The organism is Alteromonas sp. G4i13 (genome assembly GCF_054960505.1).
In genome coordinates, this window is the sequence record NZ_JBHNYX010000027.1 from 16,570 (window position 1) to 29,877 (window position 13,308).

The 13,308-nt window shown below is 44.8% G+C and carries 15 protein-coding genes; 3 read left to right on the forward strand and 12 right to left on the reverse strand.

The annotated features are described in order from the left end of the window. Positions 1-57 precede the first annotated feature (57 nt). The 12 genes from ACFI6J_RS13770 to ACFI6J_RS13825 all read right to left on the reverse strand — a co-directional run bounded on the left by ACFI6J_RS13770 (position 58) and on the right by ACFI6J_RS13825 (position 11,132). A complete protein-coding gene (locus ACFI6J_RS13770; RefSeq protein ID WP_014975712.1) occupies positions 58-729 on the reverse strand; it encodes a TenA family transcriptional regulator in 672 nt (223 codons plus the stop codon). A gap of 3 nt (positions 730-732) precedes the next feature. Continuing rightward, positions 733-2,247, reverse strand: coding sequence for an AMP-binding protein (locus ACFI6J_RS13775; protein WP_462586221.1), 1,515 nt, complete (start codon positions 2,245-2,247; stop codon positions 733-735). Next, positions 2,237-2,980: a thermostable hemolysin gene (locus tag ACFI6J_RS13780; protein ID WP_156085962.1), complete on the reverse strand. Its 744-nt coding sequence runs from the start codon at positions 2,978-2,980 to the stop codon at positions 2,237-2,239. Before ACFI6J_RS13780 ends, ACFI6J_RS13775 begins: the two co-directional genes overlap by 11 nt. A gap of 116 nt (positions 2,981-3,096) precedes the next feature. Further along, positions 3,097-4,908 (reverse strand): ArnT family glycosyltransferase, encoded by a 1,812-nt coding sequence (locus tag ACFI6J_RS13785; protein ID WP_156085963.1) that lies wholly within the window; start codon positions 4,906-4,908, stop codon positions 3,097-3,099. Then, a complete protein-coding gene (locus ACFI6J_RS13790; protein ID WP_049586145.1) occupies positions 4,905-5,582 on the reverse strand; it encodes a TVP38/TMEM64 family protein in 678 nt (225 codons plus the stop codon). Before ACFI6J_RS13790 ends, ACFI6J_RS13785 begins: the two co-directional genes overlap by 4 nt. Then, positions 5,572-6,309, reverse strand: a complete 738-nt coding sequence (locus ACFI6J_RS13795) for a glycosyltransferase family 2 protein (RefSeq protein WP_049586146.1) — start codon at positions 6,307-6,309, stop codon at positions 5,572-5,574. Before ACFI6J_RS13795 ends, ACFI6J_RS13790 begins: the two co-directional genes overlap by 11 nt. Positions 6,310-6,399: 90 nt before the next feature. Continuing rightward, on the reverse strand, positions 6,400-7,101 hold the full coding sequence (locus ACFI6J_RS13800; RefSeq protein WP_039235893.1) for a hypothetical protein: 702 nt from the start codon (positions 7,099-7,101) through the stop codon (positions 6,400-6,402). Next, complete coding sequence (locus ACFI6J_RS13805; protein WP_049586151.1) at positions 7,098-7,862, reverse strand: hypothetical protein; 765 nt, start codon at positions 7,860-7,862, stop codon at positions 7,098-7,100. Before ACFI6J_RS13805 ends, ACFI6J_RS13800 begins: the two co-directional genes overlap by 4 nt. Next, positions 7,852-8,217 (reverse strand): cupredoxin domain-containing protein, encoded by a 366-nt coding sequence (locus ACFI6J_RS13810; RefSeq protein WP_156085964.1) that lies wholly within the window; start codon positions 8,215-8,217, stop codon positions 7,852-7,854. The genes ACFI6J_RS13805 and ACFI6J_RS13810 overlap by 11 nt, the downstream gene beginning before the upstream one ends. Continuing rightward, complete coding sequence (locus tag ACFI6J_RS13815) at positions 8,201-9,490, reverse strand: sensor histidine kinase (protein WP_014975720.1); 1,290 nt, start codon at positions 9,488-9,490, stop codon at positions 8,201-8,203. Before ACFI6J_RS13815 ends, ACFI6J_RS13810 begins: the two co-directional genes overlap by 17 nt. Before the next feature lies 1 nt (position 9,491). Further along, positions 9,492-10,157, reverse strand: coding sequence for a response regulator (locus tag ACFI6J_RS13820; RefSeq protein ID WP_156085965.1), 666 nt, complete (start codon positions 10,155-10,157; stop codon positions 9,492-9,494). Positions 10,158-10,232: 75 nt separating this feature from the next. Beyond that, the gene (locus ACFI6J_RS13825) at positions 10,233-11,132 is read right to left on the reverse strand and encodes a transporter substrate-binding domain-containing protein (protein ID WP_156085966.1); all 900 of its coding nucleotides are present in this window, start codon (positions 11,130-11,132) and stop codon (positions 10,233-10,235) included. A 271-nt stretch (positions 11,133-11,403) separates the two neighbouring features. Here ACFI6J_RS13825 and rplM point away from each other — a divergent pair, with 271 nt between their 5' ends. The 3 genes from rplM (at position 11,404) to petA (ending at position 13,307) form a co-directional block, all read left to right on the forward strand. Beyond that, complete coding sequence (rplM, locus tag ACFI6J_RS13830; protein WP_014948329.1) at positions 11,404-11,832, forward strand: 50S ribosomal protein L13; 429 nt, start codon at positions 11,404-11,406, stop codon at positions 11,830-11,832. A 12-nt stretch (positions 11,833-11,844) separates the two neighbouring features. Next, positions 11,845-12,237: a 30S ribosomal protein S9 gene (gene rpsI, locus ACFI6J_RS13835; RefSeq protein ID WP_014948330.1), complete on the forward strand. Its 393-nt coding sequence runs from the start codon at positions 11,845-11,847 to the stop codon at positions 12,235-12,237. A gap of 437 nt (positions 12,238-12,674) precedes the next feature. Beyond that, positions 12,675-13,307 (forward strand): ubiquinol-cytochrome c reductase iron-sulfur subunit, encoded by a 633-nt coding sequence (gene petA / locus ACFI6J_RS13840; protein ID WP_049586157.1) that lies wholly within the window; start codon positions 12,675-12,677, stop codon positions 13,305-13,307. The last annotated feature ends 1 nt before the right edge of the window (position 13,308 follow it).

Below are 13,308 nucleotides of genomic sequence, written 5' to 3' on the forward strand. Positions count from 1 at the left end.
CCTTAACGTGTTATCAATTTACCTCGGGGGATAAGCACCAGAGGTAAACCCTTGAATTCAAGCAACCTGTTCCAGACCGTGTTCAGGTGTTAATTCGCGAAAGATATCTCCGTATAAGCGATAAAACATGTTCGCGCTGTGAATGATCATTTGCTGCTCTTTGGGGTCAGTAATTTTGTTCATAAGCCCTTCAAAGAAAACAATGTGCTCTTGGTCTAGCGCACCGTGAGAGGTAAGGTATTTAAACGCTGATTTAGGCAGAGATAACTTGTCTTTGATTTGTTTTGCAGCCGCGTCGGCAAGCGCAATACTTGTACCCTCTAAAACGAATACCATGCCGAAGAAATACAGTGGGCTTTTGCGTGCTATTGCATCAAAAGCATAGGCAACCATTAATTCGGTGGCGGGTGCAGGCTGACTTATCCTCGCCTGTTCTTTATCAACGCCACAGGCTGCAAGGTCGTTAAGGATCCACTCTTGGTGACCCATTTCTTCTTCAATGTATTCACCAATTGCTTCTCTTAGCCATTCCTTATCTTCGTTGAGTTTGGCACCTGTAGCCATAAGCAGGGGAACAGTAAACTTAACGTGATGATAAGCCTGTTGAAGAAAGGCAATATAGTCGTTCAGATTAAAATCACCGTTAAAGCAGCGTTGTATAATCGGCGCCTGTAAGAATGACTGTCTGGCATGTTCGGTGTTGCTTTGAAGTTGCTGATAGAAATTCATAAATTATTCCTTGATAACAAATTGAGAAGAAAATGCTGTTGTACTTTGAACGCTGTATTGGTGTTGGTCTTGGCTCTGGTAGAGCATGTCTAAGTCAGTCGCGTAGCGGGTAATTATTGCGTCACGTTTCAGTTTTCCCGTTGGGGTAAGCAGTTGGTTTTCTGGCGTGCAAAGACCGATGGTGGCGAAATTAACAACTTGCGCATAGTCAGGTAACTGCTTATTGATAAGCGCCACGGCGCTTTGAATCTGTGTATTAGAAAGAGTATTGGAAGCGGGTACGAGGAGCGCGACACAGTAGGGTTTAGCTTCGCAATACACCAAAGCCTGCCTAAACAGTCCTGTTCCCAGCAATAAAGATTCAATCCACTCTGGCGATACGTTTCTACCAAAGCTGTTCACCATTATGTTTTTTATACGCCCATTCAGCGTAAGTGTGTTGTCAGAAAAGGCGCCTAAATCGCCGGTTCTGACCTGGGTCGGATAAAATGAGGAAGGTTGATTCAGATAGCCCAGAAAGTGGTTGCCTGTAACTACGATTTCACCCTCTTCGATGTGCAGTTGATTATGACCAAGCGTTTTTCCGGCACTGCCGATCGTATTGCAATTGGGCGTGTTCAATGTTGATACTGATACCGCTTCAGATAAGCCATAACCTTCAAATACTGGTAATCCCTTCGCTTGGGCTTGCGCCAGCAAAGTGGGCGCTACATGTGCACCGCCAACAGCAATGAACATTAGTGATGAAGGTGGTGTCCAGCCCTTATTACATGCCTGTACTAGCACCATTAGCAAGTCGGGCACCAAAATCACAGACGATGGTTGAACGCGGTCTATCAGTGACAGCAGTGCGTTTGGATTAACGAGTTTGCTTCCTTGAAATCCGCGCTCAGATGCTGTGGCTAAATAAACTGTGCCGCCGTGGTACAGAGGGGCGTAAACACCTGCAATATTTTCAAGTAGGGTAGACAATGGCAGTAAACACAGGTGGTTCACTATTTCTGGTTGAACAGCGCGCTCAATAGAATGGGCAACTTTCCATTGCGATTCAGTTGACAGGCACACGCCTTTCGGTGAGCCCGTAGAGCCAGAAGTAAAGGTTATTTTGTTAGTACCTACAGGTGTGTATACACGAGAGTCATGTTTGAGTGGATGAGCGACAATGTCGTGTTCGCTATCAATAACAGTCGGTGACTCACTCCATTCACTTAGTTCACCACCGCGATTGGTCAATAAAAAGTGACACTGGCTCTCATTTAATACATGTTCTTGTTGGGAAGCGGTAAAAAATAGCGGAACGGGGATACAGCAGACGTTAGCCTGTTGGCAGGCTAAATCAGCAATCACCCATGCAAAGCTATTGTCGAAGGCAATGCCCACCCTCTCGGCATTGTGGTTTGTTATCCAGCTTGCGAGGTTCTCGACGGCGCTCAAAAGGGCGCGGTAAGTCATTGAACCGTCTTTGCATTTCAGCGCAACGTCATCGTCGTGCCCGTTTATATACTGATTAAGCAACATACGCTGTTTCCTTTTTTGTGCAGATATTTTGCGTTAACGCATCCACATTTGCGGAAATAAGCTCAATTGCACGTTGGTAATGAGCATTAAGTTCAGGGCAGCCAATTATGTGTTGTGTTACGTGATGTAGCGACAGGGCAGTAACCTGAGGAGCGGTGTCATAATAGGTGCCCCAGTCATCGCTATTCCCTTTAAGTTTTGACGCATCGGCTTTAACAAGGGGGAGGAGTTGAATACCCGCGCCCATGAGTAAAGAGGTGAGCTGTGAGGTCGCACTGAAAACCAGATATTTGCTACCACATCGTTTTAAAACGAAGAACAGGGCAAATAACAAGGGGAGGGTATAGCGCGATGCACTGCTAAAAAGGTTACCAACTTCAGCAATATGCGCTCTGTTTACGGTTATCCCTTGTAGGGTGAGGGCAGTTTCTACCGAAGTGTTAAGGTATTGCTCTATAAAAAGAGAATTATTCTGACCATCATAGGCGGCAAATCTTGCGCCTGCGGCGGCTTTAACTCCCTTAGCGTCAAGAGCAAACAGCATAGGCATAAAGGAAGTCACTCGTGCGTTGTAGCGAGCTTTAAAACCACTCGCTATAAACGCTTCAATACGGCGGCGGGCATTATGTCCATGTTTTGCCGCGATAAAGGTTATTGCGGGCTTTTCCTTTGAGACAATCGCAGATTGCTGACTAGCAACCTGGGTTGGAACAGAAGCTAAAACGTGACTCATAAACATGCTCATTGGTTTTGCGATGTTATGAGTATTTACGCGAGACCTTAAGAGAACCTTAAGTGGGAAAAACTTTTATAAATGTCAGCCCAAAATGTTAAGAACGCCCAAGCTAATTAATCGCTTGAGCCGTCATAGCTATTAAAAACTGGGCCGTTAGCCGGTAAATCACAGGTAGCGTTCGCAGCAGTGGCAGGAAGCAACAACCATTCGTCACGGTGGGCTACACCCTGTGAAGTGGCTTGTGATAAGTCTACACATTGAAATTTGTAGTCACTTGGAACTAACAAAAAGCGTTGACGTATTGGCGGTCTAACCCGCCGGTCTGAAATCTTTGTCTGCTCGCGGGAAGGCTCGGAAGTATCGGTCAACCAAGCCCACGCTGTCCCGTTTTCTACTTCTTTCGGAGTATGGTAACCAAAATGAGCCATTTCAAAGGGTGAATAAAGCAAATACTGTTCTTTAAAGCTGACTATCCCCACCTCGAAGGCAGTTGAATCCTTCGTCAACATATTACTTATCTGGCTTTCTGCATTTTGAAGGACTATACGGGGAGTACGGTAGTCGTTTAGCAGCCATGCACCGAATGTGGAAGGAATTACAGTTAAAATGAAAAGCCATGCCAGTAATTGGCGGGCGAGTAATTCTCCATCCCCTGCGTTGCGCTTTTTATTGTAAACATAGTAGACAATAAGAGTACAAAGCCCAGCGAATCCGAGTACAAGTAATACTATGCTTAAACGAACAAGGGTTTCGCTGTCGCTGTCAAAGCGCGTCATCAGCTTAACAGCAGTGGGCTCGTGAAATAGCAGTGCTAAGCCAGCAATCAATAAAACGGCAGAGATTAACGAGGTAACTGCGCGCGCAAAAAGCAGCAACCCTCTTGATAAAGTTGAATTCGCAAGTACCAGACCTGCAACCATACTCAACGCAGGCAGTGCCGGTAGAACATAAACACCACGTTTACCTGGGCTGATACTAAAGAAAATGACAACCAATATTACCCATATCAACAAGGATGAGTAAGCGGGGTTGTGAATAAGTACATCTTTTAACGACTTAGCTTTTGATACAAGTATGGCAATTGGAGTTATCCAAAATACAGGAATAACTTCAACAATATAGTAATACCAGGGCTCTATGTGGTGCCAGGCATTGGCATATCGCTCAGCCGTTTGTTTAAACAAAATATTCGACAAGTATTGTTGTATTTGAGGCTCTTGTTTTATCAAACCAAGATAAAGCAGAGGTGCAAGCCACATCGCCACAACTGATAGCATGATTAAGGGACCAAACAACATGCGCAATGACCACTTGCCGCTATGTGAGCCGCTGGTAAATGCGAAAAATGCAATGGGGATAAATAAAAGAACAGGTAAAAAGCCAACGCCTTTGGTTATGATCCCAAGCCCCATAAAGAACCATGCTGCAAAGTACCACCGCCAATTAACATGCACATAAAAGTGCTGAACGAGTCCGTAGACGCCAATCCAGATAAAGCAGGCGACAAGGGCATCTATTTGAGCGAATTTGGCTTGAATAAGAAACTGAGGGCTCAGTAGAAGTACGAGCATACTCAACATTGCCGCTTTTTCATTGGCAAGTCTTAGCGATAGCTTGTAGGTTAACCCCAAAGTGACAAGGCTTGCGATAGCGTTAGGCAGGAGCATAGCCACCTTCAGGCTACCCGTTATAAGGTAAAAGAAGGCAATACACCACATAAACACAGGGGGCTTGTCCGGATAAATTTCGCCACCGCGCATGGGCACAAGCCACTGTCCACTGTTCACCATCTCTTTTGCGACCAATGCGAATCGAGGCTCATCGGGGGGCCAAGCATCTCTGAAACCCAGACCAACAAATATCAGAGCACAGGCAAAAAAGAACAGGGTAGATGCATGGCTATTTGAATTAAGCATAAGCCTCACGACGGCTCACTCCTACGAGAAATGCCTGATAAGGATAGAAGTAGAAGAAGGCTAATGATTAAGCCACCAATTTGTAAAGGCTGTTCGAGGGAGCTGACAAATCGAGAACCGCTTCCAAGCAAGGTAAACAAAAAAGTTTGAGGCGCAAAGCCGATTGCACTTGCAGCAATAAACGGGACAAACGGAACGCTTAGCACACCTGCTACGGCGTTTGTGATTAGGTTGGAGCCAACAGGGAATAAACGAACAATTAGCACATTGCGAAAACTTCGCTTGGCCAGTTTGTTTTCAACAGGCTTTAATTTTGTACCTAAAAGACGGACGGCAAGTGAGCGTAGAGGGCCATTTGCTAATGCGTAGGCTATGCATGCAGACAATACCGTTAGCAACAAGGCAATTAATCCTCCCTGCAATGCGCCAAAGCCCACTCCGCAAAAAAAACTGACAGCCTGACGGGGAAAACCCATGGTTAAAAGTACAACACAAGCACTCAGTATCATGCACAGCGATTGCCAATTTAAATTAGAAATATAGGCATTCAACCAATCTGTATCATCACCGTGCTTCCATACTTCACCAGTGACCTCAAGCGACACATAGCAGACAAGCGCGATGCTTGCTGCCCCGATGAAAAACTGTATGAAGCTTTTGAGGCGGCGAATATTAGTCTTCATTACCAATTCCGCTGGTAATGTGATTAAGCTTATTTCTGTGCATTAGCCATCTGACGCCAAGCATATCGATGATCCCTGCCCAGCCACGATTCCACGCTGTGTAATTTGATTTACCTTCTAAGCGCGCGCGATGATTAACCGATACACATACCACGTCTCCCCCAAGCCTTTTGGTTAAAGCGGGAATATATCGGTGCATATGGTCGAAATAGGGCAAAAGTAAAAAGGTACTTCTTGGGAGGAGTTTCAAGCCACAGCCCGTGTCTGGTGTGTCGTCCTGTAGGATCCACTGGCGAACACGATTGGCAACTTTAGACTGAAATCGCTTCCACGGGGTATCTTTTCGCTTTTTACGATGCCCTATAACGCAGAAGTGCGCTGCATTAGTCTCTTTAGCTGCGCGAATAAGTCGCGGTATATCAGCAGGATCGTTTTGCCCATCAGCATCAAGGGTGATGATCCACTTGCCTTTTGCCTGTAAAACGCCGTGAAAAACCGAAGTGCTTTGACCGCAGCTCATAGGGTGGACGATGACACGACAACTTACCGGCAAGGTGCTTGAAAGGTTATGCAGCAAGGATAGGGAGTCGTCACTGCTACCGTCATCAACAACAATAATTTCTGTTGTTGTACTTGGAACCACTTCTGCAATTTCTCGTAACAAAGCAGAAAGGTTTTTGGCTTCATTTTTAGCAGGTAAAACAACACTGACGTCAAACTGGTGCATAAGAATATTTGGTAAATCATCGAATGACGTGCACTTTAAATGTTGAACCTTAAGGAAAGCTTAAGTTAGGCGCTAAAGTGCAAACTTGCATTAAAATTCGTATTCCAACGACATGCGAAGTGTGTGATCTTTACTGTCACCATTTAGTCCGGCAATAAAGCCCAGTTCCCATTTTAACTGCTTCTGTCGGTCAAAGCGTTTTATACCCATGAATGCTGGACCAACCCCGATAAAATCCTCTGCTACATACACTTCCAATCCAGGTTGTACTTCAGGGATCCAGCGATACCTAAACTTGGCTTTAAATTCGCTTTCCCATTCATTCTCAACAGTTTGACCCCACTCGTACACCAAGCTAATGTTAGTTGTTAAACTGAATTGGCCAAACTCTTTTTCTGTTAATATCCCCGCTTTAACTTCCCAGTCATCGGTATTGTGCTGCTTTTCCAGCTCAAACAGCGTTGCCCAGTCAGCCCAGTATCGCCCTTGTTCAGTCATCATCCAGCGTAACTCTACTTCGTAGCTTTCTAAGCCAAAATCTTCATTTTCATCCCGCGCACCGACAAGGTATGTCTCGAGGATCATAAACTCTGAAAGTGCATGGCCGAATGAGAAGCGTTGCATTAAAACATTGCCATCGTCATTTTGTCTTGAGGTAAGTCGCCACTCAAACTCACGTTCAAAGGGTAATACATAAGGGTGATAAACCTTATCTACGGTAAAATTATCTGCATAACCGTTACTTGAAAACACGGCGCATAATGCGATAGCAGTAAGGAGAAAACGTCTCACTGTGCGACCTCCTGAATTTCATCAGAGAATCTCTTTTTTGAAGAAAAGAAAGCAATTAAATTAGGCACGATAAGTGCGAAGAAAAACACCAATAAATAGCTCATAGAGGGCGTAGCCTCATAGCCAATAAGAGAATTCAGAAGATGACCATATTCGCTATTGTCACTAATAATTGTGCTGCTATCCCATAGCTGCCTTGGCGATGGGAAGGTGTCAGTTTGTTCCAATAATAATGCGATATTAGCGGTTTGAGCTGCCACAAATGTGGTTGCAAAAAAGTATGTTGCTCGCTTGCTAACAAAGTGGGTGAGCAAAATATTAAGTAGAATCGCGATGCTAATACTTATACCCAGACCAATGATAGTGCCCAAGAGCAATAACGTACTATCACTATTACCTGATAACTCGGAAACAAAATAAACTAAAAAGTGCAGCGAATTGGGTAAGCCAATACCTATTATTAGCAGGGTGAGGCCTAGACTGAACCTATTCGACATGCGTGACGGCAAAAGGACAACAAGGCACATACCCAACCACGCAATAAAAAACAGTATTGATTTGAGATACTCAAATCCGGCACCTTCTGATAGTTGCGATACCAGTCCTAGCTGGGGGTAGGTAAATACAGCGAGCAATACCAGCAGCAACACCCGCCACACAACGGCAAGCGTAGATACACGCGGCAGCGCCAGCAATACACTAATGAGCATGAATATGGGCAAGGTGTCACGCAAGAAGAGAACGACGGTATTAATTAGCATCCAGCGTGCCCTCTTTGCTTTTAACTATTACCTTTCCTATTGCGCTATTAGGATGAAACTCACCAAAAAAAGGATACTCACCGGCTTTTAATGGGCCAATAAAGATGGTCCCTCGGCTTTTCGCAAATATCACTTTTTCTCTGTTCAAAGAAAAGCTATCTATTTCTTCGGGAGTATCATCGAAATTGACAAAGGTTAGCTTTACTTTTTGCCCTGCAGGCACAATCACTTCCTGAGGAAAGAATAAGTGCTCTTTAATTTCCACCACCACTTCAGGTAAGGCGAACGCAAGGGGCGTATAAAAAGCACAAAGGGCTGAAAAGCAGAATAAAGAAATCTTAGAGTATGTAGTCATTGGAAAATGCCACCCTAACTTCTAATCCCCCGAGCGAACTTTCATCTAAAGAGAGCTCAGCCCCGTGTAATACAACGATTTGTTCTACAATGGCTAGCCCCAAGCCGCTTCCCGAATGAGGCGAGCTGTTAGATGCTCTTTTGAACCGGTTTAGCACGACAGCGCGCTGGTCAGCAGGGATGCCTGGCCCAGAATCGCAGACGCTTAAAATAAGCTCGTCTTTCCGTCGTTCAATCTTAATAATTATTTGTGCACCGCTAGGAGAGTATTTACTCGCATTGCTCACTAAGTTCTGAAGCAAGGTGTAAAGGACAAATTGAGAACTTAGCAACCAAGCTTCTTCTCCTTCCAGTGCTATCTCTTGGTTTTTATTTTCAATAGCGCCGTATAGGTCACTAATCACCTCTTGCGCGACCACGTGCACATTTACAGGTTCTCGCTGTTCTGCAAACGTTTCTGGGCTGGTGCGAGTAAGCAAAAGGAATTGATTTACCGCGTGGATCATTCTATCAGTGTCTGCTTTGAGCGGAGCCAACACGTGGCCTTTTTCACCTAACTCGTTCGCTATATTGTGAATGTTTATTTTCATCACGCTGAGCGGAGTTCTAAGCTCATGCGCCGCGTTTGATGCGAATTGCTGCTCTCGTTCGAATGCTGAATTCAGTCGCGTGAACATGGTGTTTAACGTAGTAACAACAGGGCTAAGTTCACTGGGCTCACGGGATAACGCAATGGTAGAAAAATCATTACCCTGTCGGCTGGCAAGGAGTTTTGATAGGTGTTTTAACGGCGATAGTCCCCAAGTAATGCCAAAAAAGAGAATGAATGCAAGAATAGGCACACTAATTATAAAAGGGGTGATGGCGGCTACAGTTAGCGAGTCAGTTAAAGTGAAGCGACTACTTACGGGTTGAGCTACCATATACCAGCTATCATTATTCGGGTTAAACCGGGTATGTACCCGCCAGCGTGTACCCAGTGCGTTTACTTCAGAAAAACCCTCGGAGAAGCTGGTTAATGGCGTGCTTAGCGCGTCAGTAGATGAGCTGGCCAGCTTACCTTGTTTCCATACCTGGAAGAAAAGTGTCTGTTGCTGTGTGCGGGTGCCGCTATCTACGTAAGAGATTGCGCGGGATAGCTCAACTAACTCGTTATCTAACAAGGTATTCGATATACCCAGCGTTGCGCGGTAGCCTTTAAGTGCTGCACTAAATATCACTAAAACAAGCGCGCTGATCAGTGTAAGAATTAGAAAGCGGCGAATTGAAGACAATTCACTCCCCCGATTTTGAAATGCAATAACCGACGCCTCGAATAGTCTTAATAAACTCAGGAGGCATTTTTTTACGCAAATTACTCACGTGTACTTCTATTGTGTTGCTTGCCACTTCCTCTCCCCACTCATAAAGTTTATTTTCCAGCTGATCTTTACTCAGTATGCGCCCTGCGTTTTCAATAAGCGCTTTTAGTAGCATGAGTTCACGTCGAGGTAAGTGAACGTTTTGATTGTCGATAGTAAGCGTATGATGGGCAGTATCAAGGCTGACATTCTTAACACTAACAATGCTGTGAGATGCTGTGCTCAGACGACGCTCAAGTACTCTAATCCTAGCTAACAGTTCTTCTATTTCAAACGGTTTAGGTAAGTAGTCGTCGGCGCCTGCATCTAAGCCAGAGATTTTGTCTAGCGTTTTGTCCCGTGCAGTTAAGATCAACACAGGAAGCGTTGCGTTTTTCTTTCGAATAGATTTTAGTACGTCGAGGCCATCTGTGTCGGGTAAACCCAAGTCAAGAATGACAATGTCACTTTGGCCCGCTCGAAGCGTTGCAAGGGCATCTGCGCCTGAATAAACACAGTCTACCGTGAAGTTGGCATTCTTTAGTGAAAGGGCGAGGGCGCCAGACAACGGCCTATCGTCCTCTACAAGCAGTACACGCATAAAAAACTCATTGATAAAAAAACAAATCAAAACACTAAACGAGAGACCTTAAGAAAACCTTAAGTGCTTAGTGTTTTACTCTGACATCTCTTTTTCGAGCGCGCGTATTGCTATATCTTTGTATTTATCCCAACGCGCGTAATCTAGTTTATAAGGTATTGTTGGGTTGCCGAGCTTGTGAATTTTTCTACTTTCAGCATCGGCAAGCATTTCTGCTTTTCTGTGCCCTTCGAAGCTATCGAAGATACGTTCGAGTTCTCCATCGTCTAGAATCTTGATAAGACCTAATCTCAATCTATTCGCGAGGGCAGGGTTATCTGGGCTAACAAAAAAGTACTCATAGTTGGGGTATTTTAATAGGTGGAACTGCTCTAAAGAGACATGCTTATCTTTGTGGCGTTCTAAATCGCGGTGTACTTCGATAATATTGCGGGGAAAGGCGTCGACAAGGTTGCGAGAGACCATTGAATACATTGAGCCAAACCACGAACTCCAATCTTCTCCTTCAACTCTGTACCCATTAGCCGTTAAGACATCCATATCTGGCCAGTCAGTGCCTTGAACCATTGTAAGGTTTTTCAAGGTTCGGCCATCGGCATCTTCGGTGAGTTCGCTTTGCCGGGATGGGTTAATAACAAGCACTCTGAATCCAGCAAATCCTTTGAGTAAAGGAAGCTTAATAGGAATGAGCTTTTGTTCTCGAGTCTGGTTCGTTACGCTCCACAGTACGTCTGCTTCTCCCTTTAATAGGGATTGCATCTGACGACTTTGCGTCATGGGCTGAGGATGAGGGACAAGGGTTATATCGCCATATTCCTTTGTTGCCTTAAATACGGCATTGAGCACAGCTACGTGATAACTTCCATAATCATCATCGGCAAACGCACGTGTATATACTAACTCCTCAGCATTTACACTGGACAAAAGTAGCGTGTGTAGCATCATCATTGAAGCTACGAAGCGAGACATTTTCATTTGTTTTTATATTGGTTCCGAACACAACAGTTTGACGTTACCTTAAATCTGTTTCTGTGTCATCGGCAGATGATGGAATTTTATCCATATTTTTTGTGCTTAGGGGTTCGCATTTCCTTCAATTCCTGTATAATTCGCGCCCTGCCCAGTTACGCCCACCTTTGGGAAGGTGGAAGAATCAGCCGGCTCGAAGGGGTCATTGTGTTGATTTTAAGGTGATTTCTGGTGTTCAGAAATCAGTAACGACGATATTATTCGGGTGAATTTGAAAATGAAAACTTTTGTTGCTAAGCCAGAAACGGTTCAACGTGACTGGTATGTGGTAGACGCCACAGACAAAACTCTAGGCCGTTTGGCTTCTGAAATCGCACTACGCCTTCGTGGTAAGCACAAGCCAGAGTACACACCTCACGTGGACACTGGTGATTACATCGTAGTAATCAATGCTGAGAAAGTTGCGGTAACAGGCCGTAAAGCGCAAGACAAAATGTACTATGCGCACTCTGGTTACCCAGGTGGTCTTAAAGAGACAAACTTTGAAAAACTAATTGCTCACAAGCCAGAAATGGTTATTGAAAAAGCAGTTAAAGGCATGTTGCCAAAAGGCCCTCTAGGTCGCGCAATGTTCCGTAAAATGAAAGTTTACGCAGGTGCAGAGCACAAGCACACCGCACAGCAACCACAAGTTTTGGACATTTAAGGAGCTATTAACATGGCAGATACTCAATACTACGGCACAGGCCGCCGCAAAAGTTCTACTGCTCGTGTGTTCCTACGTCCAGGCACAGGTAGCATTAAAGTAAACCAACGCGCTCTTGACGAGTACTTTGGTCGTGAAACAGAGTGCATGGTTGTTCGTCAGCCACTTGAACTTGTTGAAATGACTGAAAAGTTTGACGTATACATCACTGTTAAAGGTGGTGGTTCTAACGGTCAAGCGGGTGCAATCCGTCACGGTCTTACTCGTGCTCTTATGGAGTATGATGAGGCACTACGTCCAGCACTTCGTAAAGCTGGCTTCGTTACTCGTGACGCACGTCGCGTTGAACGTAAGAAAGTTGGTCTACACAAAGCGCGTAAGCGTCCACAATTCTCAAAGCGTTAATTTTTACGTTTTTTGTATTTGCAAAAACCCGGCTTATGCCGGGTTTTTTTTGCTCTTTTTTCTATTACAAGTTGCCTGCGTCCCACATTCAGTAAAGTCTTCAAGCCTCTACAATTCATAACAAAGGTTTAATTTGCTGGTGTTATCTAACCAAATATTCTTCAAAACCTTGATTTTAGGCCTTTCCCTCACTAAACCTAAACACACCTTTTGAATTAATTTATCGCTTAAATATCAGTAAAACCTTGTGTTTATAAGGGCTTTTCTTTTATCATTTGCGGTCGAAAATTTTGAAAACTTTCGTGACCTCGTAAACCAGTAAATTTTTACTGTTACGTCGCTGTCATGACAAGCCATATGATGCATGACGCAAGCGTGATAAAACCAGTATAAGCTTGGGTTACACATCATAATTATCCAAACCTGGAGAAATGTGGATGAGCAATGTATCTGTAGATGCAACAGAGTCTGCACACAATGAAAACCAGCCAGAAAACAACACTCGTCGTCGGTTCTTGACCGTTGCCACGTCGGTAGTTGGTGGTGTAGGTGTCGTTGGTGCTGCTGTGCCTTTTATTGCGTCCTGGAATCCAAGCGCCAAAGCGAAAGCCGCCGGTGCTGACGTTGAAGTAGATATCAGCGGGATTGAGCCTGGACAGTTAGTACGTGTGATGTGGCGAAGCAAGCCTGTGTGGATTGTACGTCGTACGCCTGAAATTCTTGAAGAACTAGGCACGCACGAAGATAAGCTGAAAGATCCTAACTCTGAAGCTGAGCAGCAGCCTGCCTTTGCTCAAAACCGTTTCCGTTCAATGAAGGAAGAGTACCTTATCCTTGTTGGTATCTGTACTCACCTGGGTTGTTCTCCACAGCATCTTAAAGACGGTGCATTTGAAGAAGTGGTTGAAGGCGTTCCAGATGGATTCTTCTGCCCGTGCCACGGTTCGAAATTCGACATGGCTGGACGTGTATTCCAAAACGTTCCTGCACCGTTGAACCTGGTTGTACCGCCATATCAATTCGTTGATGACAATAACATCATCATCGGTTCAGAAGCGGAGGCCGTGTAAT

What these genes read in the sequence shown, in the direction of transcription:
- ACFI6J_RS13795 (WP_049586146.1), bottom strand. Translation starts at nt 6,309, where the DNA reads ATGCACCAGTTTGACGTCAGTGTTGTTTTACCTGCTAAAAATGAAGCC.
- ACFI6J_RS13805 (WP_049586151.1), bottom strand. Translation starts at nt 7,862, where the DNA reads ATGCTAATTAATACCGTCGTTCTCTTCTTGCGTGACACCTTGCCCATA.
- ACFI6J_RS13775 (WP_462586221.1), bottom strand. Translation starts at nt 2,247, where the DNA reads ATGTTGCTTAATCAGTATATAAACGGGCACGACGATGACGTTGCGCTG.
- ACFI6J_RS13780 (WP_156085962.1), bottom strand. Translation starts at nt 2,980, where the DNA reads ATGAGTCACGTTTTAGCTTCTGTTCCAACCCAGGTTGCTAGTCAGCAA.
- rpsI (WP_014948330.1), top strand. Translation starts at nt 11,845, where the DNA reads ATGGCAGATACTCAATACTACGGCACAGGCCGCCGCAAAAGTTCTACT.
- ACFI6J_RS13810 (WP_156085964.1), bottom strand. Translation starts at nt 8,217, where the DNA reads ATGACTACATACTCTAAGATTTCTTTATTCTGCTTTTCAGCCCTTTGT.
- petA (WP_049586157.1), top strand. Translation starts at nt 12,675, where the DNA reads ATGAGCAATGTATCTGTAGATGCAACAGAGTCTGCACACAATGAAAAC.
- rplM (WP_014948329.1), top strand. Translation starts at nt 11,404, where the DNA reads ATGAAAACTTTTGTTGCTAAGCCAGAAACGGTTCAACGTGACTGGTAT.
- ACFI6J_RS13770 (WP_014975712.1), bottom strand. Translation starts at nt 729, where the DNA reads ATGAATTTCTATCAGCAACTTCAAAGCAACACCGAACATGCCAGACAG.
- ACFI6J_RS13790 (WP_049586145.1), bottom strand. Translation starts at nt 5,582, where the DNA reads ATGAAGACTAATATTCGCCGCCTCAAAAGCTTCATACAGTTTTTCATC.
- ACFI6J_RS13820 (WP_156085965.1), bottom strand. Translation starts at nt 10,157, where the DNA reads ATGCGTGTACTGCTTGTAGAGGACGATAGGCCGTTGTCTGGCGCCCTC.
- ACFI6J_RS13825 (WP_156085966.1), bottom strand. Translation starts at nt 11,132, where the DNA reads ATGAAAATGTCTCGCTTCGTAGCTTCAATGATGATGCTACACACGCTA.